18 protein-coding genes are annotated in these 20,431 nt (G+C 66.1%); 12 read left to right on the top strand and 6 right to left on the bottom strand.

Annotated features, from left to right (window positions below; all coding sequences use genetic code 11):
* The first annotated feature begins 132 nt into the window (after positions 1-132).
* Positions 133-1,161, top strand: a complete 1,029-nt coding sequence (locus F7R26_RS30005) for an SGNH/GDSL hydrolase family protein (RefSeq protein WP_150990668.1) — start codon at positions 133-135, stop codon at positions 1,159-1,161.
* A gap of 97 nt (positions 1,162-1,258) precedes the next feature.
* On the opposite strand, the gene yjjJ is transcribed toward F7R26_RS30005, so the two are convergent.
* Both yjjJ and F7R26_RS29995 read right to left on the bottom strand, forming a co-directional pair.
* Positions 1,259-2,521, bottom strand: a complete 1,263-nt coding sequence (gene yjjJ / locus F7R26_RS30000; RefSeq protein ID WP_241754582.1) for a type II toxin-antitoxin system HipA family toxin YjjJ — start codon at positions 2,519-2,521, stop codon at positions 1,259-1,261.
* A gap of 424 nt (positions 2,522-2,945) precedes the next feature.
* A complete protein-coding gene (locus F7R26_RS29995) occupies positions 2,946-3,191 on the bottom strand; it encodes a DUF3562 domain-containing protein (protein WP_170301971.1) in 246 nt (81 codons plus the stop codon).
* Between the two features lie 382 nt (positions 3,192-3,573).
* Between F7R26_RS29995 and F7R26_RS29990 the strand changes: the two genes are divergently transcribed.
* A complete protein-coding gene (locus tag F7R26_RS29990; protein ID WP_241754581.1) occupies positions 3,574-4,392 on the top strand; it encodes a CDP-diacylglycerol diphosphatase in 819 nt (272 codons plus the stop codon).
* Between the two features lie 89 nt (positions 4,393-4,481).
* Positions 4,482-4,736: a hypothetical protein gene (locus tag F7R26_RS29985; RefSeq protein ID WP_150990661.1), complete on the top strand. Its 255-nt coding sequence runs from the start codon at positions 4,482-4,484 to the stop codon at positions 4,734-4,736.
* Positions 4,737-4,798: 62 nt separating this feature from the next.
* On the opposite strand, the gene pstS is transcribed toward F7R26_RS29985, so the two are convergent.
* Positions 4,799-5,842: a phosphate ABC transporter substrate-binding protein PstS gene (gene pstS, locus F7R26_RS29980; protein ID WP_193692180.1), complete on the bottom strand. Its 1,044-nt coding sequence runs from the start codon at positions 5,840-5,842 to the stop codon at positions 4,799-4,801.
* Between the two features lie 288 nt (positions 5,843-6,130).
* On the bottom strand, positions 6,131-6,790 hold the full coding sequence (locus tag F7R26_RS29975) for a helix-turn-helix transcriptional regulator (protein ID WP_150990659.1): 660 nt from the start codon (positions 6,788-6,790) through the stop codon (positions 6,131-6,133).
* A 149-nt stretch (positions 6,791-6,939) separates the two neighbouring features.
* On the opposite strand from F7R26_RS29975, the gene F7R26_RS29970 reads away from it, so the two are divergent.
* Positions 6,940-7,413: a RidA family protein gene (locus F7R26_RS29970; protein WP_150990657.1), complete on the top strand. Its 474-nt coding sequence runs from the start codon at positions 6,940-6,942 to the stop codon at positions 7,411-7,413.
* A gap of 33 nt (positions 7,414-7,446) precedes the next feature.
* On the opposite strand, the gene F7R26_RS29965 is transcribed toward F7R26_RS29970, so the two are convergent.
* Positions 7,447-8,403 (bottom strand): LysR family transcriptional regulator, encoded by a 957-nt coding sequence (locus F7R26_RS29965; protein WP_150990654.1) that lies wholly within the window; start codon positions 8,401-8,403, stop codon positions 7,447-7,449.
* Positions 8,404-8,698: 295 nt separating this feature from the next.
* Here F7R26_RS29965 and F7R26_RS29960 point away from each other — a divergent pair, with 295 nt between their 5' ends.
* The 5 genes from F7R26_RS29960 (at position 8,699) to F7R26_RS29940 (ending at position 16,805) form a co-directional block, all read left to right on the top strand.
* The gene (locus F7R26_RS29960; protein WP_150990652.1) at positions 8,699-9,622 is read left to right on the top strand and encodes an alpha/beta hydrolase; all 924 of its coding nucleotides are present in this window, start codon (positions 8,699-8,701) and stop codon (positions 9,620-9,622) included.
* A gap of 143 nt (positions 9,623-9,765) precedes the next feature.
* Complete coding sequence (locus F7R26_RS29955) at positions 9,766-11,046, top strand: efflux RND transporter periplasmic adaptor subunit (protein ID WP_150990649.1); 1,281 nt, start codon at positions 9,766-9,768, stop codon at positions 11,044-11,046.
* 228 nt (positions 11,047-11,274) lie between these two features.
* Positions 11,275-14,466, top strand: coding sequence for an efflux RND transporter permease subunit (locus F7R26_RS29950; protein WP_150990647.1), 3,192 nt, complete (start codon positions 11,275-11,277; stop codon positions 14,464-14,466).
* An 11-nt stretch (positions 14,467-14,477) separates the two neighbouring features.
* Positions 14,478-16,025 (top strand): efflux transporter outer membrane subunit, encoded by a 1,548-nt coding sequence (locus F7R26_RS29945; protein ID WP_150990645.1) that lies wholly within the window; start codon positions 14,478-14,480, stop codon positions 16,023-16,025.
* A gap of 255 nt (positions 16,026-16,280) precedes the next feature.
* Positions 16,281-16,805 (top strand): SRPBCC family protein, encoded by a 525-nt coding sequence (locus F7R26_RS29940; RefSeq protein WP_150990742.1) that lies wholly within the window; start codon positions 16,281-16,283, stop codon positions 16,803-16,805.
* On the opposite strand, the gene F7R26_RS29935 is transcribed toward F7R26_RS29940, so the two are convergent.
* Positions 16,806-18,242, bottom strand: coding sequence for an MFS transporter (locus F7R26_RS29935; protein ID WP_206702531.1), 1,437 nt, complete (start codon positions 18,240-18,242; stop codon positions 16,806-16,808).
* A gap of 100 nt (positions 18,243-18,342) precedes the next feature.
* Here F7R26_RS29935 and F7R26_RS29930 point away from each other — a divergent pair, with 100 nt between their 5' ends.
* The 3 genes from F7R26_RS29930 to F7R26_RS29920 all read left to right on the top strand — a co-directional run bounded on the left by F7R26_RS29930 (position 18,343) and on the right by F7R26_RS29920 (position 20,427).
* Positions 18,343-19,209: a helix-turn-helix transcriptional regulator gene (locus F7R26_RS29930; RefSeq protein ID WP_150990643.1), complete on the top strand. Its 867-nt coding sequence runs from the start codon at positions 18,343-18,345 to the stop codon at positions 19,207-19,209.
* 111 nt (positions 19,210-19,320) lie between these two features.
* The gene (locus F7R26_RS29925) at positions 19,321-19,503 is read left to right on the top strand and encodes an oxidoreductase-like domain-containing protein (protein ID WP_174427713.1); all 183 of its coding nucleotides are present in this window, start codon (positions 19,321-19,323) and stop codon (positions 19,501-19,503) included.
* Positions 19,504-19,587: 84 nt separating this feature from the next.
* Entirely contained in the window at positions 19,588-20,427 is an 840-nt protein-coding gene (locus F7R26_RS29920; protein ID WP_241754785.1) for an NAD-dependent protein deacetylase, read from the top strand.
* Positions 20,428-20,431 lie beyond the last annotated feature (4 nt).

Here is a 20,431-nt window from a genome sequence, read left to right as displayed (position 1 = left end):
TGTCCGGCACCGTACCGACCGCACGGCCCGTTCAGGTCACTATAATCAATGGGTCATGCGGCATCGCGCAGGGACCTTCGCTAGTCTAGCTACTGATGGGCTGCTGATGAGCCAACCTGCGGGGGAGAAACCATGCAAAGAAGCATCGATCAGGTACGTGTCGCGATTTTTGCCGTGGTGATTTTTCTGGTTGCCGCATGCGGCGGGGATGGAGGCGCAGGCGGCTCGGGTAGCAGCAGTGGCGCGTCCGGCCCGGCGGGCGGCATTGCTCTGCAAGTGGTCTCGTTTGGCGACAGCCTGTCCGATGTCGGGACCTTTGCGCCGATCGCTAGCGCGGTCGGCGGAGGGCGATTCACAACCAATCCTGGGCAAGTGTGGACTCAGGATGTTGCGCAATACTATGGCGATACGCTAAGCGCTGCGTTTACGATCGGCATCACGCATCAGTTGAGTGCCCACGGCGGCCTCGGCTATGCGCAGGGCGGCGCCACGGTGGCAACGCCGGCAAACCTGAACAATTTTCTGACTGACGTGATCGGCAACGTCGAAATGCCCGTCAGCCAGCAGGTTTCGAGCTATTTATCCGCACACAATAGCTTCAACGCCAATCAACTGGTGCTGGTCTGGGCTGGATCGAACGACGTGCTTCGCGCCGGGGCGCTGCCGGCGGCGGCGCAGACCGTGCAGACGGCGGCAACCACCCTGGCGCAAATTGTCGGACAGATCATCCAGAACGGCGCCACGCATGTCGTCTTGGTCAATGTCCCGAATGTCGGACTTTCGCCCGAAGGCATTGCCTCGGCCGACGGCGGGGCAAACCTGACCCAGCTATCGCAAATCTTCAACAACAGCCTGAACTCTGCCTTGCAGGCCGCTGGCCTGCAAGGCAAGGTCATCCAGGTCGATTCCTATACTTGGGAGAACCAGATCATTGCGAACTTTCAGGCCAATGGCTTCGTCGTATCAAACACCGGCGCCGCCTGCGACCCTTCGAAAACACCTCACGACACGGCCTTGCTATGCTCGCCGGCTACCTACGTGACGGCCAATGCCGATCAGACCTACATGTTCGCGGACAATCTTCATCCGACGACGCGTCTGCATGCACTGTTCGCCCAGTTCGTGGAGCAGCAGATCGCCAAGAGCGGTCTTGGTCATTGAGCCTCGGAGAATGGTGATTCGACAGCAGAATCGTCGGGTTCCAGCACGCACGCTTTTTTTGCCGGCGTGGTCCCAGAGCATGCGGGCGTGTTTGCCCTCAGGCCAGCCGCTCGAGCTGCCGACCGGCTTCGTCGAGCCAGGCCTGCTGCCGTCCGGCGATGTCCGAAAATTCTGAACTGGCCAGCGGGTGCTCGGCGAGGCGCCGCCAGTAGGCGCGGGCCAACGGCAGCATTTCGTGCCATGCACTGGCCGGCGGCTGAGTGGGCAGTGTGAGCGCGGGCAGGCTGTCGCGCATTGCGCCGCTGCGGTCCGGGGCCAGGGCCATGGGCAGCATGTCATAAGCAGGAGCCTGCGACAGGGGCATGGTGCCTTCATGCAGAAAGGCAAGGTTGCCGTTGTGCATATCACTGTTGCCGATCAGGCGGCCGAAGGCATATAGCCGGCAGACATCCTGATGCGCTGGCGCCGTAATGCGGCCCTGCTTGAGCAGTGCTTCGGTGAGTTCCGGCCAGGTCGCGCGAGCTCGCCCGACGAATTCCGCGTCCAGGGTGGCCAGTGACACCACGCCACGCCGACCACCCTGCTCGGTGCGGTCGAAGCGCGATAGCTGCAGGAAGCGCTGGCCGTTAACATCCAGCACTTCGCTATTTGCGGCGGACAGGCCGTGATTGGCCAACTGTTGCAGGGCGAGATGCTCCGCCAGCAGCAAGTCACGCCAGCGCTGACTAATCGCGTTGTCCTGCGCGGCACTGAACTTGACGAGGACTGCATGCCCATTCACGTGCACGGCGAATTTGGGTTGCTCCCCGCCGGCACTGGAGCCTACCAATTCGCCCGCCATGGATTGAGCAGCAAGGCGCGGGTAGTGCTGTGCGCGGTCACTCGTGGCGATGCTGTCCGGCTGGTGTGCCAGCCAGGCGGAGCGGCTTGCGTCACCCAGCAGCAGATTGCCGGGCACATCATGCTCTCCCGCCGCCAGCGCGGTCAGCACATGGTCGTCGCTCCAATTGAGCAGGTCATCTGGCAAACCTAGCGCAGCGGCACGGTGGCGCACCCAGTGCCGCCCGATAAAGCCTTGCGGGCGCATGTCCTGTAGCCACCATGGCAAGCCTTCCAGCAAGCAGTCGTCTTCGCCACTTTGGCGTAGGACAAAGCCTGGATGGACTGGCAGCAGCTCGCCCCACTGTTCAATCCGACCTGCAGCCGTAACACGGTGCAGCGCAAATTGCGTCCGCCCCGCCACAATCCGGCATGCCAGATACCGCACAGCCCGCGCGTTGCCAACACGCGCAATGCGGTCGCCAGCTTCTGCGATACGGCGGGACAGCGTGGGCTGGCTGATCTTCAGCCGCAGGCACAAGCTCGCCGCGTTGGCGGGTCCCTCGCTAAGGATTTCCAGCAGGGCGGATGGTTGGGCGGGCATGAATAGATAATGAATAGATAGTCATTTCAAGGATTCATTGTATATCAATGGCTTGGAAGTGTTCTCTTACTTGGGTCGCGATGTCTTATGAATAGATACAAGCGGGTCGCGACAGGCGGACGCAAACAACAAGGAAGAGGAGAGTCCTCTCGATAGGGGCTGATCGATAGCGGGGGAGAGCGTGCGCGCCGTTTGAGCCTCGCACGTTTCTTGTCCGTGTCCGTGCTACGCGGACAAGCGGAGAAAATCGCACAAAGTGGCGTTTGGTACGCAGAAAGCCGGTGGTCTCAGGAACGCCGCTCCATCACCCCTCTAGCTCAGGTGCGGCGCGCGCCAGCGATGACTTCGGCCCCTTTGGCGGCTAGACATAGCGCGGCGGCGCGGCCGATGCCGGAACAGGGGGCGGTGGCAGCGCTGAAGATTGCTGTTGTTTCCGAAACGCCTCCGTCACGCGCCTGGCGGCAAACAGTGCCAGGTAGTCGTGAATCTTGGCGCCGGCCTGAAGCTCGTGCCAGGCCGCGAAATACGCGCGCTCCACTTCCTCCACCGGGACTTTCAGGGCTTCGGATATCCTGGCGATCATCGAGGACTGAGATTCGGTTTTCATATTGCCTGCCACCCGGCAGGAAGCGGCGGTGCGTGATACGGCGCAGTGCTGTCGCCTGTCGCGAAAGGGCGAAAGGGCTTGGTCAGGCACTCGCCTGATAATCGGCGGGGCACGTTCTTTAGTATAGGAATGCAGCGTCGATAAACACGCCATCGTCTTGCCATATTTGTCCTGCACAATGCAGGCTATACCGACTCAGGTGCATAAGTTCCGAATGCCAATACCCACGACAGCCCCAGGCCTGGATCGCCGTAGTCGTCGTAACGAGTCGGTTGGCCTCTCCCTCGCTTTGTGGTCTCACCGTGCGTCCAAGAATGCCGGGGATGTTGGGGGAGGGGTGTGCTTGGCTTGTTTGTTCGCGGGGTGTGGAGCCATCAGGTTGATGGCTCTTTTTGTTTTTGGTGCCACGGCGCGGCGATTGGCCATGCTGCTGGTGCTTTGCATGGCGCCAAGTGCCTGGGCCGATGCGGACGTCGGGCTTCTTGCGTTGTTTGCCAAGGACGGGCTGTGGCGTAACGTGCAGGCGCGCTGCCTGGCACCCGGCGCGCGGCATCACCCCGATTGCGTGTTGGTGGATCGTGAAAAAGGCCTGGTGCTCTACAAGGATGCTATCGGCCGCTCGCATTTTCTCGTCATTCCGGATCATCGCGTGACTGGTGTGGAGGAACCCGGCGTCTGGGAGGACGGTGGGGCGAACCCGTGGGCATTCGGCTGGGACGCCAGGCGGTTTGTCGGGCAGGCACGCGGGCGGCCGTTGCCCGATGGCATCCTGGGGCTGGCGATCAATGCTAAGGCGGCGCGCAGCCAGGAGCAGATGCATATCCATCTGGACTGCATCAGCCGGGATGCCAGGGACTTTGTCGCCGGCGCGAGCGCGCGTATCGGGACCACCTGGACGGCGCTGCGGTTCATGGGCAAGCCGGTGCAGGCGGTGTTCGTGCCTTCGCCGGGAGCGGCGATGCCCGTCAATCCATTCCTGCTCATCAAGCAGCGGCTTGGCGCGGCGGCGTCAGTCGTGCCGGACCGGGGCGTGTTTGTCACCTATGTGGCGGATGCCGCGGGCACGGGTGGCTTTGTCATCGTGGACCAGCCGGTCGATCGTGAGGCTGGCAGCAACGGCCACGCCAGCGATTTCCTGGATCGCCAGTGCAAGCTGGCGCAGGAAGGGGCGCAAGAGGACGCGCCAGCGGCGCTTGAGTAACCTCGGCTTCTAGGCTGCCAAACCGGGGTTGCCATCGCGCAAGCCGTTGCTAGAATGAATGTCCCCGTTCAGCATGCAGGAGTGCAGCCATGGCAACGTATCAGCGCGGCGATTTGTTCCTCGTCACTTCTGTCGAGGAATTGCCCTGGGGGCGTTACAGAGGGTTTGTGACCATGATGGAGGGCACGCAGACGCAAGCGTCATCACGCCACACTTGCCCCATGTGCAGGGACAATCCGCTCCAGGCCCATGAAGACGCCGACGCCGATGTCGAGTACGCGTACAGGCACTATCTCTCGGACCATATCGACTGGAGTGCCCACGCCGGCGCTACGGAGCACTGAGCGGAAGCCGGGAAACCGGGAACCCGCTGCAGCGCAGGGCATCCCGAACTCGCTGCTCGCACTTACTTCAGGTTGTCCACCCAGTAGGCTTCGATCTGCTTGACCAGCACGGGCGGTAGCGCCACGTAGTGTTCTGCCGCCGCATCGGCCTGTCCGTCATTCAGTGCCCAACGGAAGAACGCGAGTGCGGCTTTGGCGCTGGCGGGATCCTTCGGGGCTTTTGGCATGATCACGAACACGGCGCCGGTAATTGGCCACGCCTGCGTGCCGGGCGCGTCCGTGATGACCTGATAGAAGTCGGGGTGCTGGTTCCAGTCCGCGGATGCTACCGCTGCGCTGAAGCTCTCCCGCGCGGGCTCGATAAACTCGCCGTCCCGGTTTCGCACGGCCGTGTAGGGCAGCTTGCGTTGCAGTGCGTAAGTCAGCTCGACATAGCCGATCGCCCCTTTGACATTCTTGATGTAGGTGGCCACGCCCTCGTTGCCGTTGGCGCCGACACCTGCCGGCCATTTGACAGTGGTGCCCGAGCCCACGCTGCCTTTCCATTCGTCGCTGACCTTGGACAGGTAATCGGCCCAGTTGAAGGTTGTGCCGGAGCTGTCGCTGCGATGCACGACCAGGATCTTTTGATTCGGGAAGTGGATGCCGGGGTTGATCGCGCTGATGGCCGGGTCGTCCCAGTTGGCGATCTTGCCAAGGTAGATATCCGCCAGCAGTTGGCCGGTAAAGCGGATCTGGCCCGGGGCCACGCCATCCAGGTTGACAATCGGCACCACGCCACCGACAACCACCGGAAACTGGACCAGCCCGGCTGCGCGTAATTCATCTGGCTTGAGTGGCATGTCGGAGGCGCCGAACGTGACATTGGCCGCCTTGATCTGCCGGATGCCGTTGCCCGAGCCGGTGGGCTGGTAGTTCACCTGCTGGCCGGTCTTGGCGTAGTAGGTGGCCGCCCATTTCACCAGCAGCGGATAGACGAAGGTGGAGCCAGCGCCGGTGATATCGCCCGCGTGCGCGGGCAGCGCACAGCCGGCGAACAGGCTGCCGAGCAGAATGGTGAGCGTGGCGCTGCGCTTCACATTTTGCCAAAAGAGGGTTGGAGTCATTTTGCAATCTCCCAGGCATGTCAGTGAACGGCGCACTTACACTTGGTGCACGTACGCCCGTATTGGACGTACTGCAGGACGTACTGCATGTAACGCTCCAACGGCGCTGTCCGCCGGGGAGGTCACATGCTTATCCTAGCACTCGCAGCCTTGTTACCGGCAAGGCGTTTTTGCAGGTGTTACGGGGGATTTCGAATCGGCTGGCGCGGCACGGCGCCCGTGGCTGCGCAGCGAGATAGCACTGGCGGCCGGGGGTGGCCAATCCACGCTAGCACCAGCCTATGGCACCTATGCCGTGGCGCTGACCCGATAGACGCAGCGCCGCGCGTTGCTTAGCAGATGCTCTTCGCGAGTGACGGTGGCTTGCGCCCCGACGACCTCCTGGAAGATCCGCAGCTCGGCCCGGCAGAACCCCTGGCAGGTCTGCGCAGCGGCGCAGATCGGGCAATGGTCTTCGATCAGCAGCCAGTCCTTGCCGTCTTGCTCAAGGCGCGCCATGTAGCCTTCGGCGTGGCGCAGCGCGGCGAGCGTGGCCAGCCGCTGCTGCAACTCGCCCTGGCCGGCGACTGCTGCGAGATATTGCGCGCGGGTTTCGGACTCGCGCTGGCCGATCAGCTTGTCCATGCCTTGCTCGCCGAACAACTGCCGCACCGATCCGATCAACTGGATGGTGAGTTGCGCGTGCGTATCGGGAAAGCGGCCGTGCCCGCTGGCGGTGAGGGCCCAATCCTGGCGCGGCCGGCCTGCGCCGCTGGCGCTTTGCTGGCGGCCCTCGACCAGCCCGGCGGCGAGCAGCTTCTGCACCTGCTGGCGCGCGGCCTCGGCGGTGCCGCCTAGCGCCTGGGCGATCTGCGTGGTCGATGCCGCGCCCTTGGTCTTCAGCAGGAACAGGATGCGATCACCCGGAGACCCCGTAGGGTTATCCAAGTTATTGTTTGCATAATTCATGGGCGCACCCTAATATCCAAAAACTATCTTGGATATTAGGGCAGGCGGGCGGCAATGTCGAGCCTGCCCTGCATCCGGCCAAGCCGATTGTTGCTGTCTCAACGCTGTCTCGGTGCTGACTCAGTGCTGTCTATCAAGGAAATCGTCCCATGCAAGCCACTCGTACCCAACACGCATCGCGTCAGCTCACCATGCTTAATCCGCTTGGTCTCTATGATCCCAGCGCCAACGGTTACTCCCATGTGGCGATGGTCGCGCCCGGCGCGGGCCTTGTCTGCGTGGCCGGGCAGGGTGGGGAGCTTGCGGATGGCAGCCTGCCGGACAGTTTCGAGGCGCAGGTGCGCCAGGCGTTCGACAACCTGGGCGTGGCGCTGGCCGCTGCGGGCGCGCAACTGCGCCATGTGGCCAAGCTGACCGTGCTGGTTGTGGATCACGACGAGGCACGCCTGGCCGTGCTGGTGGCGGCGGTGGAGCGGGCCTGGGGCGATGCGCCCAAGCCGGCGTGCACCTTGATTCCGGTGCCGCGGCTGGCGCTTGACGGGATGTTGTTCGAGGTGGAGGCGCTGGCCGTGGCGCAGGGCTCAACCTTCTCTGCGTCCGCCGCATCCTCCGGCGCGGTGTAGCCGGTGCCAGTGCGCAGTACGCCCGTGTTGCGCTCAGGCCGCCAGTTTGGGTTGGCGGGACGGCTGAGGCTGCCCCGCCTGGGTCTCGCCAAACTGCGGATGGTGCGCGAACAGCTCGGCCACCCAGTTGACGAACACGCGCACCTTGGCCGACAGGTGGCGGTTTTGCGGATACATCGCGGCGATCGGCAACGAGTCCGTGGGCCAGTCGGGCAGGACTTCGACCAGCCGGCCGCTTTCCACATAGGGCAGGGCCATGGCACGCGAGATGCGGGCGATGCCGTGGCTTTCCAGCGCGCAGCTCAGGTAGACGTCGCCGTCGTTGGTGGAAATGGACGAGGGCAGCAGCATTTCCGTGCGCTGCTCGCCTTGCCCGAGCGGCCACGGTATTTCGCGGCCGGTGCGGTTGGACAGGTAGTTCACGGCCCGGTGCTGCGTCAGTTCGCTGGGCTGGGTGGGCGTGCCGTTGCGCTTGAGATAGACCGGCGAGGCGTAGAGCCCCAGCCGCAGCTGGCCAATGCGGCGCGCCACCATGGTGTCGTCGACCGGGTCGCCCACGCGCAGCACCACGTCCACGCCTTCCTTGAGCAGGTCGATGGGCTTGCCGTTGATGGTGAGTTCCATCTTGAGCTCGGGGTAGGCGGCAAAAAACTCGTGCAGCTTGGGGATCAGCACCAGCTGCGCAAGCCCGGCGGTGGTGTCCACGCACAGCGTGCCGCGCGGCGTGTTGTTCTGGTGGGTGAGGGATTGCTCGGCCTCTTCCACGTCCGCCAGGATCCGCACGCAGCGCTCGTAATAGGCGGCGCCGTCGGTGGTCACGCTGATGCGCCGGGTGGTCCGGTGCAGCAGCTTCACGCCGAGATGGGTTTCCAGGTTCTGGATCAGCCGGGTGAGGGTGGCCTTGGGCAGGTCCATGGCCTCCGCCGCGCGCGCAAAGCTGCCGACATCCACCACGCGGGTGAAGGCCTGCATTGATACGAGACGATCCATGTTCACTCCCCTGGGTAAGGTAACAGGCAGGTCTGGCTGGCGGGACAGGCACCCGGGTGGGGCGCGGCCCGGCATGGCTCATGACGGCTTGCGCGGCTGCGCAAGTGCGGGAGTGGAGCACAAAATGGATGACCTTGCACAGCAAAGGGTTTCCTGGACGCCACATGCCCGATTATTTCACCGGAGAAACAGTGCATTGGTAAAGCCTCGCTTTATCCCACCTTCATCAACCACCATAATTCGCTGCATCGCAATATGCAATGGATGCGTCGCCCTCGCGCCGCACGTGACCGACATGTCGCCCTCGCAATCGAAAGCCGCAGCAGCAGCCTTAGCAGCCGAACTGGCCGAGGGGCGAGTGACCGAGCACACGGTGGAGAGCTGCGGGCGCACTATCGCGGTGCGCCTGAATTACCCGCCGGGCTATCCGGAGGGTAAGGCCGCACCGTTGCTGCCGTGGCTGATCTACCTGCATGCGGGCGGCTTTGTGGAAGGCAGCCCGGACAAATCCCAGCGCCTGGCGCGCTCGCTGGCTGTGACGGTGCCTGCGGTGGTGGTCACCCCGGCGTATTCGCTGGCCCCCGATTTTCCGTTCCCGGCGGCGCCGGAGGACGTGTTTCATACCGCCGAATGGGTACTGCGCCATGCGCGGCGCCTGAAGGTGGATAAGCAGCGCTTTGCCCTGGTGGGCGAAGAAGCCGGTGGCAACCTGGCGATCGCGCTGTCGCAGATGCTGCGCGACCGCGGCTTGCCCGAGCCGCGCGCGCAGTGGCTGATCCGCCCGGTCACCGATCCGTGCCTGCAGCACGCCTCGTGCTCGGTCGGGCAGGGCGGGCGCAGCGTGCCGCTGGAAATGCTCCAGCGCCTGGCGGGCTACTACCGCGATTACCTGCCGACCCCGGCCGCCAGCGTGCATCCCTACGCGGCCCCGGCGCTGGCTTCGCGGCTGGCCGGCCTGCCGCCCACCTTTGTGCAGGTGGCGGAAGAAGATGCCTTGCGCGCCGAAGGCGAAGCCTTCGTCAGCCGCCTGCAGACGGCCAGTGTGCCGGCGCAGGTCCAGATCATGCCCGGTGCCTGTGGCGCCGGCGTGGAAGTGTCCCACGACCGATGTCAGGTGTGGATAAACGAAGGCGCGCGTTACCTGCAAGGCTATCTTGCCGGCGACGACGACGCCTCACCCAAGGCCGAACGCCAGACAGGAGCCAGCCCGCCCGGCTGATCCCGCGTTACCAATCAGCCAAGCCGGCCTGCGAGCAGCAGGCGTACCGGGCGCGCTCCGTTTGCGCGCTCCGGCGGGGGCGTTCGTCCTATTTTTGCTTTCCAGTTGAAGAAAACCCGCAGACGGAATACGGAGTCAAGAAAATGAATCAGCAAACTCGACGCACCATGATTGCGCTGGCCATCGTCGCAGTGCTCGGCGCTGGCCTGGCCACCTCGATCTTCAAGCCCTGGCACGCCGGCGAGGCGCAGGCCGTGCCTGGCCCGGCAGCACCCACCACCGTGGACGTGGCAGCCGCCCTTGGCAAGACCATCACCGAATGGGATGAGTTCTCCGGCCGTCTGGAAGCGGTGGACCGGGTTGAGATTCGCGCCCGCGTTGGCGGCACCATCGACGCAGTGCACTTCCGTGAAGGCGCGCTGGTAAAGAAGGGCGATCTGCTATTCACCATCGACCCGCGTCCTTATGCCGCGGAGGTAGCGCGCGCGGAAGCCGCGCTGGCAGCCGCGCAAGTGCGTGCCGGCCACGCGCAGACGGAGCTGGCCCGCGCGCAGCGCCTGGTGCAGGACAACGCGGTATCGCGCCGCGAGTTTGATGAGCGCGACAACGGTTCGCGCGAAGCCATCGCCAATGTGCGTGCCGCGCAGGCCTCGCTGGATGTGGCTCGCCTTAACCTGGCCTATACCCGCATTACCGCGCCGGTCAGCGGGCGGGTATCGCGCGCCGAGATCACGGTGGGCAACCTGGTGGCGGCTGGTGCCGGCACGCCGGTGCTGACCACGGTGGTGTCGGTCTCGCCGGTGTACGCCAGCTTCGAGCTCGACGAGCAGACCTACCTGCGCTATACGGCGGACAAAGCGTCTGGAGCGTCCGGTGCGTCCGGTGGCGAAGGTGGCCAGTCAAAGCTCCCGGTGTTCCTGGGCCTGGCCAACGACGAGGACTATCCGCGCGAGGGCCATATCCAGTCGCTGGACAACCGGCTCGACACCAAGAGCGGCACCATCCGCGTGCGCGCCGTGTTCGACAACCCGGACGGCCGCCTGCTGCCAGGGCTCTATGCGCGCATCAAGCTCGGCGGCGGCACGCCGCACCCGGTGGTGCTGATCAACGACCGCGCCATCGGCACCGACCAGGGCAAGAAGTTTGTGCTGGTGCTGGATGGCGCCAACAAGCTGGCCTATCGCGAAGTCACGCTTGGACCGTCGTATGAAGGGCTACGCGTGATCCGCCAGGGTTTGAAGGCCGACGAGAAGATCGTGGTCAATGGCCTGCAGCGTGTGCGCCCCGGCATCACGGTCGCGCCCAAGCCGGTCGATATGGCGTTCAAGCGCGAACTGGATCAACGCGGCGAATCGGCTGACCGCAGGCAAGCGGCCACGGAGAAAACCACGGATAAGACGGCCGACGGAAAGCCGGTGACCTGAGCCGATCCCGCATGAATTGCATGCGCTGAATCCGTCAAGGGTTTGCTCCCCTCTCCCGCGCATGGCGGGAGGGGGGCCGGGGAAGAGGGCGGGCGCATCCACAGTGCGCCGGCTTTGAATGTCCCTCTGCCCCGGGGCAAAACCATTTTTTTAGCTTCCCCGCTCCACATGGCGCCTGCCATTCAGGCCGCCAGGGGGAGCCCTTTCGCCAAGACAGCCGAGACTGAGATGAATCTCTCGAAATTCTTTATCGACCGGCCTATCTTTGCCGGCGTGCTATCGGTGCTGATCTTCCTGATCGGCGCCATCTCGATGTTCAAGCTACCCATCTCGGAGTATCCCGAGGTGGTGCCGCCGTCCGTGGTGGTGCGCGCGCAGTATCCGGGCGCCAACCCCAAGGTGATTGCCGCGACCGTGGCGTCTCCGCTGGAGGAGCAGATCAACGGCGTCGAGGACATGCTGTACATGTCGTCGCAAGCCAATAGCGATGGCCTGCTGACGCTGACCGTCACCTTCAAGCTCGGCACCGATCCGGACAAGGCCCAGCAGCTTGTGCAGAACCGCGTGGCGCAAGCCGAGCCGCGCCTGCCCGAGGACGTGCGCCGCCTGGGCATCACCACGGTGAAAAGCTCGCCCGACCTGACCATGGTGGTCCACCTGGTCTCGCCGAACGACCGCTACGACATGACCTACCTGCGCAACTACGCGGTGATCAACGTCAAGGACCGCCTGGCGCGGATCCAGGGCGTGGGCCAGGTGCAGCTGTTCGGCTCGGGTGACTATTCCATGCGCGTGTGGCTGAACCCCGAGAAGATGGCCGAGCGCAAGCTGGTGGCCGCCGACGTGGTCAAGGCCATCCGCGAGCAGAACGTGCAGGTGGCCGCTGGCGTGATCGGCGCCTCGCCCGCGCTGCCGGGCGCTGACCTGCAGCTTTCCGTGAACGCGCAGGGCCGCCTGGAAACCGTGGAGGCCTTCGGCGACATCATCGTGGCGACCTCGCCCGATGGCGGCGTGACCTACCTGAAGGACGTGTCGCGCATCGAGCTGGGCGCGTCGGAGTACGCGCTGCGCTCGCTGCTGGACAACAAGTCCGCGGTGGCCATTCCGATCTTCCAGGCCCCGGGCTCCAACGCCATCCAGATCTCGGACGATGTGCGCAAGACCATGGAGGAGCTCAAGCAGAACTTCCCCGATGGCGTGGACTACAGCATCGTCTATGACCCGACGCAGTTCGTGCGCCATAGCATCGAAGCCGTGACCCACACGTTGTTCGAAGCCATCGCCCTGGTGGTGCTGGTGGTTATCCTGTTCCTGCAGACGTGGCGCGCCTCGGTGATTCCGCTGCTGGCCGTGCCCGTGTCGATCGTGGGGACGTTCGGGCTGATGCATGCCTTTGGCTTCTCGATCAATGCGTTGTCGCTGTTCGGGCTGGTGCTCGCCATCGGGATCGTGGTGGACGATGCGATCGTGGTGGTGGAGAACGTCGAGCGCAATATCGCCGAGGGGTTATCGCCAAAAGAGGCCACCTACAAGGCCATGCGTGAGGTGAGCGGCCCGATCATCGCGATCGCGCTGACGCTGATCGCCGTGTTCGTGCCGCTGGCCTTCATGACGGGCCTGACCGGTCAGTTCTACAAGCAGTTCGCGCTGACCATCGCCATCTCGACCATCATCTCGGCCTTCAATTCGCTGACGCTGTCGCCGGCCTTGTCCGCGCTGCTGCTGCGCGGCCACGATGCGCCGAAGGACTGGCTCTCGCGCGGCATGGATCGCGTGCTGGGTGGCTTCTTTGGCCGCTTCAACCGTTTCTTTGGCGCCAGCGCCGATCGTTACGGCAAGGGTGTGAAGGGCGTGATCTCGCGCAAGACGGCAGTGTTCGGCGTCTACGCCGTGATGCTGGCGCTGACCTGGGGTGTGTTCCAGCTGGTGCCCAAGGGCTTTGTGCCGGCGCAGGACAAGCAGTACCTGGTGAGCTTTGCCAAGCTGCCTGACGGCGCCACGCTGGACCGCACCGAAGACGTGATCCGCCAGATGTCCGACATCGCGCTCAAGCAGCCGGGCGTGGAGTCGGCGATTGCCTTCCCGGGCCTGTCGATCAATGGCTTCACCAACAGCCCCAGCGCCGGCATCGTCTTCGTCTCGCTCAAGCCGTTTGAAGAACGCAAGACCAAGGAACTGTCGGGCAACGCCATCGCGGCGCAGCTCAATGGCAAGTACGCCGCGATCCAGGACGCCTTTATCGCCGTGTTCCCGCCGCCGCCGGTTCAGGGCCTGGGCACCATCGGCGGCTTCAAGATGATGATCGAGGACCGTGCCGCGCTGGGTTATGACGCCCTGTTCGACGCGACCAACGCCTTTACCAACAAGGCGCGCGCCACGCCGGAGCTGGCCGGTATCTTCACCAACTACCAGGTCAACGTGCCGCAGCTGGATGTGAAGCTCGATCGGGTGAAGGCCAAGCAACTGGGCGTGCCGGTGACGGACGTGTTCGACACGCTGCAGACCTACCTCGGCTCGGCCTATGTCAACGACTTCAACAAGTTTGGCCGGACCTACCAGGTCAAGGTCCAGGCGGATGCGCAGTTCCGTGCCCACGCCGAGGACATCCTGCAACTGAAGACGCGCAACAGCGCGGGCGACATGGTGCCGCTGTCGTCGCTGCTCACCGTCAACCAGGGCTTTGGCCCGGACAGCGTGATCCGCTACAACGGTTTCACCGCCGCCGACATGAACGGCGGCCCGGCCCCGGGCTTCTCCTCGGGCCAGGCCCAAGCCGCGGCCGAGCGCATTGCGGCCGAGACGCTGCCCAAGGGCATCAAGTTCGAGTGGACCGACCTGACCTACCAGGACATCCTGGCCGGCAACGCGGGGGTATGGATCTTCCCGCTGTGCGTGCTGCTGGTGTTCCTGGTGCTGGCCGCGCAGTACGAAAGCCTGACCTTGCCGCTGGCCGTGATCCTGATCGTGCCCCTGAGCCTGCTGGCCGCCATGACTGGCGTGTGGCTGACCAAGGGCGACAACAACATCTTCACGCAGATTGGTTTCATCGTGCTGGTGGGGTTGTCAGCGAAGAACGCGATCCTGATCGTGGAGTTTGCGCGGGAGCTGGAGCATGAAGGCCGCTCGATCGTAGCTGCCGCAATTGAAGCCAGCCGCCTGCGCCTGCGCCCGATCTTGATGACATCGTTCGCGTTCATCATGGGTGTGGTGCCGCTGGTGGTGTCCACCGGCGCGGGTGCCGAGATGCGCCATGCGATGGGCGTGGCGGTGTTCGCCGGCATGCTGGGCGTGACCTTCTTCGGGCTGTTCCTGACGCCGGTGTTCTACGTGGCGCTGCGTATGCTGGCGACCCGTGGCGAGCGCCGCAAGGTGTCGGACGCGCCGTCGGCGAGCCACAAGGCTATCGCCTCTGCTGAGTAAGGGTGATCGACATGAACGCAACACTGACATCCAAGATGACATCGCTACTGCCCGCGGCGCTGCCGCGACTGGCCACGCTGGCCGTGGCCCTGATCCTGGCGGGCTGCTCGCTGGCGCCGACCTACAAGGTGCCGGAAAGCGCGACCGCCGCCACGCCGGCCTACAAGGAAGCGATGGCCGCGCAAGCCGAAGGCACGCAATGGAAGGTGGCCACGCCCGCCGAAGGCGCGCAGCGCGGCGAATGGTGGAAGATCTTCGGCGACGCCGATCTCGACCGCCTGATTGCCACGGCCACCGAGTCCAACCAGGACCTGGCGATCGCCGCGGCGCGGCTCAAGCAGGCCCGCGCCTTCACCGGCGTGGCCGAGGCCGACCAGTACCCGCAGTTGAGCGTGGGCCTGGACCCGACCCGCACCCAGCTCTCGGCCGCCTCGCAGGGGTTGCCCGACGGCACGCGGGTGGCGCCGCAGACGGTGCTCAAGGCGCGCGCCATCGCCAGCTATGAGCTGGACCTGTTCGGCCGCGTGGCGGACAACGTCAAGGCGGCGCGAGCGGAAGGCGACGCTGCCGAAGACCTGTATCGCTCGGTGCTGCTCGCGCTGCAGGCGGACGTTGCGCAAGCCTACTTCGCACTGCGCACGCTGGACAGCGAGCGCGACCTGCTCAACGCCACCATCACCTTGCGTGAGGACGCACTCAAGCTGCTCAAGCGCCGGTTCGAAGAAGGCGAGACCACGGATCTGGATCCCGCCCGCGCCGAAGCCGAGCTGGGTACGGCCCGCGCGGATCTCGCCGGCATCGAACGCCGCCGCGCCAACCAGGAGCACGCGCTGGCGGTGCTGACGGGCGCGCCGCCGGCCGCCTTCACGCTGGCCGCGCGCCCGCTGGACGCCGCGCTGATCGCCGTGCCGGCGGGGCTGCCCTCCGACCTGCTGGAGCGCCGCCCCGACATCGCCCAGGCCGAGCGCCTGATGGCGGCAGCCAACGCGCGGATCGGCGTGGCGAAGGCCGCGTTCTATCCGCGCATCACGCTCACCGGCTTGTTTGGCTTTGAGTCGAACGACCTGTCGAACCTGTTCAAGTGGTCCTCGCGCGCGTGGATGCTGGGGCCGCTGGTGGGCAGCACGATCGCCGCGCCGATCTTCGACGGGGGCCGCAACAAGGCCAACCTGGCGGCGGCGCGCGCGCAGCACGAGGAGGCGGTGGCGAGCTATCGCCAGAGCGTGCTGACCGCGATGCGCGAGGTGGAAGACAGCCTGGCGGACGTACGCTGGCTGAGCCAGCAGGCCGGCGCATTGGACGGCGCACTGGGCGGCGCCCGCCGCGCGGCCAAGATCTCGCGCAGCCGCTACGAGGCAGGCGCGGTGGATTACCTGACGGTGATCGACGCGGATCGTACGGTGCTGCAGTCGCAGCGCGAGGCCAACCAGGTGGCCGGGCTGCGCGCCTCCGCCACGGTGGCGCTGGTGCGCCGGCTGGGCGGTGGGTGGGGGCCGTTGCCGGATGCCGCACCCAGTGTGGCGCAGACGGGCACTGGCCCGCTGGCCGTGAACCACTAGGTTCCGGCGCCAAGCCTTTAAAACGCGGCAGCCGCCCTCGCGCGGCTGCCGCGTTTTGTCGTTGCCGCGCCAACGCGGCGAACAAATCTGACTACACTAAAAGCATCGCGGCCACCTCAGCCGGAAAGGCCGCAGGCCGCAGCCCGCACCGCAGCCCGCCGGCGCTAGATAGTCCAGGCCCCCACCATGAGCAGGCGGCGAACCCACAGAAGGCGGACCCACAAGCGGCGGACCCTGTTCGTCGGATTCCTGGTTTTGGCGGGCGCGGCGGCTGTTCTGTTGCTCCCCTTGCCGCAGTCGTGGCGCCCTGTCACGCATATCGTCAACGAGGCGACGATCGCGCAGCCCGATGCCGTGGTGTTCGACTACGTTTCCACGCCCGCCAACTGGCCCAACTGGCATCCATCCTCGCTCGCCGTGACCGGTGCCTCGGCCGGTCATTCGCTCCTGCCCGGCGAGCAGGTCACCGAGACCTTCTCGGTAGCCGGGCGGCGCGGCCAGGTGGTGTGGACCGCGGTGGAGCGCAGCCCGTCCTCGGCCTGGATGATCCAGGGCACCATCGACGGGCGCGAAGCGGGCGCGGTCCGCTACACGCTCGCCCGGACGCCGGAGGGCACGCATTTCCGGCGCGAATTCAGCTACGCCGCGCCTAACCTGCTGTTTGCGCTGAGCAATTGGCTGGTCCTGCGCAAGCGCATCGAGGCCGAGTCGGCCGAGGCGGTGACGCGGCTGCGGGCGGTGCTGGAGGCCCGCAAGCCCTCGCCCGGCGCGGGCGGCTGATCAGCGTGCGGCCTGTGCCGCAGCGTCCGGGCGGGCTAGTGGCCGAGCCAGCGCGAGCAACAGCAGCGCACAGAGCAACGCTGCCGCGAGGTTGTAGCCCATTGCGCCGGCAAACGCGTGGGCATAGCGTTGCGCGCCGCCCATGCTGCCTTCGGCTTGCAGCGCCCGCTGGAAGAACATGCCAGCGATGGCGATGCCGAATGCGCCGCCGACTTGCTGCATGGTCGACACCACCCCGGACGCCATGCCGGCCTGCGTCTCCCGCGCAAGGCCGAGCACAAGATTGAGTAGCGGCGTCATCAGCATGCCCTGGGCCAGGCCGAACAGGATCAGCGCGGGCACCAGATGCCAGGGCACCAGCATGGCGCCCGCCGTCACCACCTGGAACGTCAGGGCAGTGTGCGCCGCGGCGTAAAGCAAGGCCGCCACGGCGAGTACGGCATTGCCGAAGCGCCCCACCAGCCGGGGCGTCCACATCGACGCGGCAACGAAGCCCACGCTGGCCGGCGCGAACACGCTGCCGGCCAGCAGCGGGCCGACGCCCAGCCCGGCCTGCAACAGCAGGGCAAAGCACAGGAAGAACGCGCTGGCCGTGGAGTACACCAGCAGCACCACCAGCGTGCCCAGGGCAAAGCGGTGCTGGGCAAACAAGGCCAGGTCCACCAACGGCGCGGGCCGGCGCTGTTCCACGCGCACAAAGCCGGCCAGCAAGGCGGCGGCCAGCGCCAGCGAGGCAAAGGTCCAGCCCGGCCAGCCGCGCGCCGGGCCCTCCAGCAACGGCACCAGCAGCAGCGTCAGGCCGGCGCTGGCCAGCAGCACGCCGGGCCAGTCTAGCCCGCTTGCGGGCGAGCCGGGCGCTGGCACGGCCCGCGATTCGGGGATGCGCCGCGCGGCCAGCATGGCAGCCGCGCCCACCGGGATATTGATCAGGAAGATCAGGCGCCAGCCGAGGCCAAACAGGTCGCTCTGCACCAGCAGGCCGCCCAGCACCTGGCCGGCGATGGCGGCCAGGCCAAGCGTCATGCCGAGCAGGCCGAAGGCGCGGCGGCGTGCGGCATCGTCAAAGCTGACGCGGATCACGGCATAGATCTGGGGGAACAGCAGCGCGGCGGCGCCGCCTTGCAGCACGCGCGCCGCGATCAGCAGCGCCGGAGCAGGCGCCACGCCGCACAGCGCCGAGGCCAGCGTGAAGCCCGCCATGCCGAGCACGAACAGCCGCCGCCGGCCGTGGAGATCGCCCAGGCGGCTGCCGGTGATCAGCAGCACGCCGTAGGCCAGTTCGTAGGCCGCCACTACCGCGCCGACCTCGGCGAAGCTGGCGCCCAGGTCGGCCTGGATGGCGGGAATCGCCACATTGACCACGAACAGGTCGAAGACGGTGACAAAGCCGCCCAGTAACAGCACGAACAGCGCGGGCAAGCCGCTTGGAGAGAGCATGGGGGATCCTGGTGAACACGCAGGCCCGCATTCTCAGTTGCTGGTTAAAGTATTACAATTTAACTGTTTATGCTATTACAACGGGTAACAGACTAACGCCATGCCGCCACGCACCCTGGACCGTACCCGCGCCGCGCTGGCGGACTTCCTGCGCCAGCGGCGCGAATGCATCTCGCCCGCGCAGGCGGGCCTGCCCAGCGCGGGCCGGCGCCGTACCCCGGGCCTGCGCCGCGAGGAGGTGGCGGCGTTGGCCGGCGTGGGCCTGACCTGGTACACCTGGCTGGAGCAGGGGCGCGAGATCGGCGTTTCGGCTGCGTTCCTGGAGAACCTGGCGCGCGTGCTCCGGCTGGACGCCGCCGAGCGGCGCCATCTGTTTCTGCTGGCGCACCAGCGCCCGCCGGCCGAGAGCGGGCGCACCTGGTGCACGGTGCCGCCGCTGGTGCGCCGGTTGATGGACGACCTGCCGCTGCGGCCTGCCTATGTGCTCAACCTGCGCTGGGATGTGCTGGCGTGGAACGCGGCGGCCGAGCGCGTGTTTGGCTTTGGCGCTTGCGCGCCGGGCCATCGCAATCTGCTGCGCATGATCTTTCTGGACCCGGCGATGCGCGAGCGCTTTGCTGGCTGGGAGGCACAGGCGCCACAGATGCTGGCGAGCTTTCGCCGCGACCTGGCCCGCGCACCGGACGATCCGACGCTGCTTGAGCTGGTCGACGAGCTGGAGCGCGCGGCGCCGGATTTCAGGCAATGGTGGCGCCAGCACGACGTGCAGGGCGTCTGCTCCGGCACCCGCGCCTTGTGGCTGGATGCGGTGGGCACGGTGCGCTGCGAGCATGCCACGCTCACTGCGGACGAGGAGCGTCACCTGCGGCTGGTGGTCTATGCGGCGGTAGCGGGGGAGCCGGCCAGCGAGGCGTTCGAGGCATGGCTGGCCAGCGGCAGCGATGCGGGCGCGCCCGCCGTATACTGATCGTGCAATTCAATTGGAGTCTTGGAGTCGATGGTGTCGGTAGAAAACCTGGCGTCCCCCACAGGGCGCACCCCAGAAACGGCAACTACGCCGGAGCCTGCAGCGCAGGCATTGCCGCCCAAGCCTGTGGCGCCACCCACGCCGGATATCAATGATTGCTGCGGCAATGGCTGCGATCCCTGCATCTTCGACCTGCACGCCGCGGCGATGGAGCAGTACCGCGCCGAGCTCAAGGCCTGGCTGGCGCTCGCCGGCCAGACAGCCGATGCCGGCGCGGGCGGTCCCAGCTTCTGACCCGGCTGGCACGCCCACTTCCCACGCAAGTACCGCGCACATACCACAACAAGGAGTCCTGCCGTGACCGTCACCGACCGGAATATGCTGGCCGATCTCCACGCGTTCGTGCGGGACCATCCGCGCCTGCTGGTGCTGACGGGGGCCGGCATCAGTACCGACTCCGGCATTCCCGGCTACCGTGACGCGCAGGGCAACTGGCAGCGCACGCCGCCCGTGCAGGCGCAGGAGTTCTTTCGCTCGCATGCGGTGCGCCAGCGCTACTGGGCGCGCAGCATGCTGGGCTGGCCGGTGCTTGCCAACGCGCAGCCTAACGCCGCGCACTTCGCGCTGGCTCAGCTGCAAGCGGCGGGCTATGTGCGCCAGCTTGTCACGCAGAACGTGGACGGCCTGCACCAGCGCGCCGGCAGCACCGGCGTGATCGAGCTGCATGGCCATGTGGGCAGCGTGATCTGCCTGCAATGCGGCACGCGCCGTCCGCGCGCCTCGCTGCAGGCGCAGCTCGAGGCGGACAACCCGTCGCTAGCCGAACTGCGCGCGCTGCCGGCTTCCGATGGCGATGCGCACCTGGAGCTGGCCAGCTTCGAGGCAGTGCACATTCCCGCGTGCGGGCATTGCGGCGGCGTGCTCAAGCCCGACGTGGTGTTCTTCGGGGAGTCGGTGCCGCGCGAGCGCGTGGATGCGTCCCTGCAGGCGCTGGATGAGTCGGATGCCTTGCTGGTGATCGGCTCGTCGCTCACGGTGTTCTCCGGCTACCGTTTCTGCCTGGCGGCGGAAAAGCTGGGCAAGCCGGTGGCGGCCATCAATCTTGGCCAGACCCGTGCCGATGCACTGCTGGCGTTGAAGGTGGACGCCTCGTGCGCGGCTGCGCTGATGGACCTGGCCGGGCGGCTGGACTTGCCTGCGGGCGCCGCCGCCCGCTAAGCGC

This window comes from Cupriavidus basilensis, assembly GCF_008801925.2.
GTDB lineage: Bacteria > Pseudomonadota > Gammaproteobacteria > Burkholderiales > Burkholderiaceae > Cupriavidus > Cupriavidus basilensis.
Note: the sequence above shows the minus strand (reverse complement) of the source record. Positions and strands in the feature narration are given on the sequence as shown.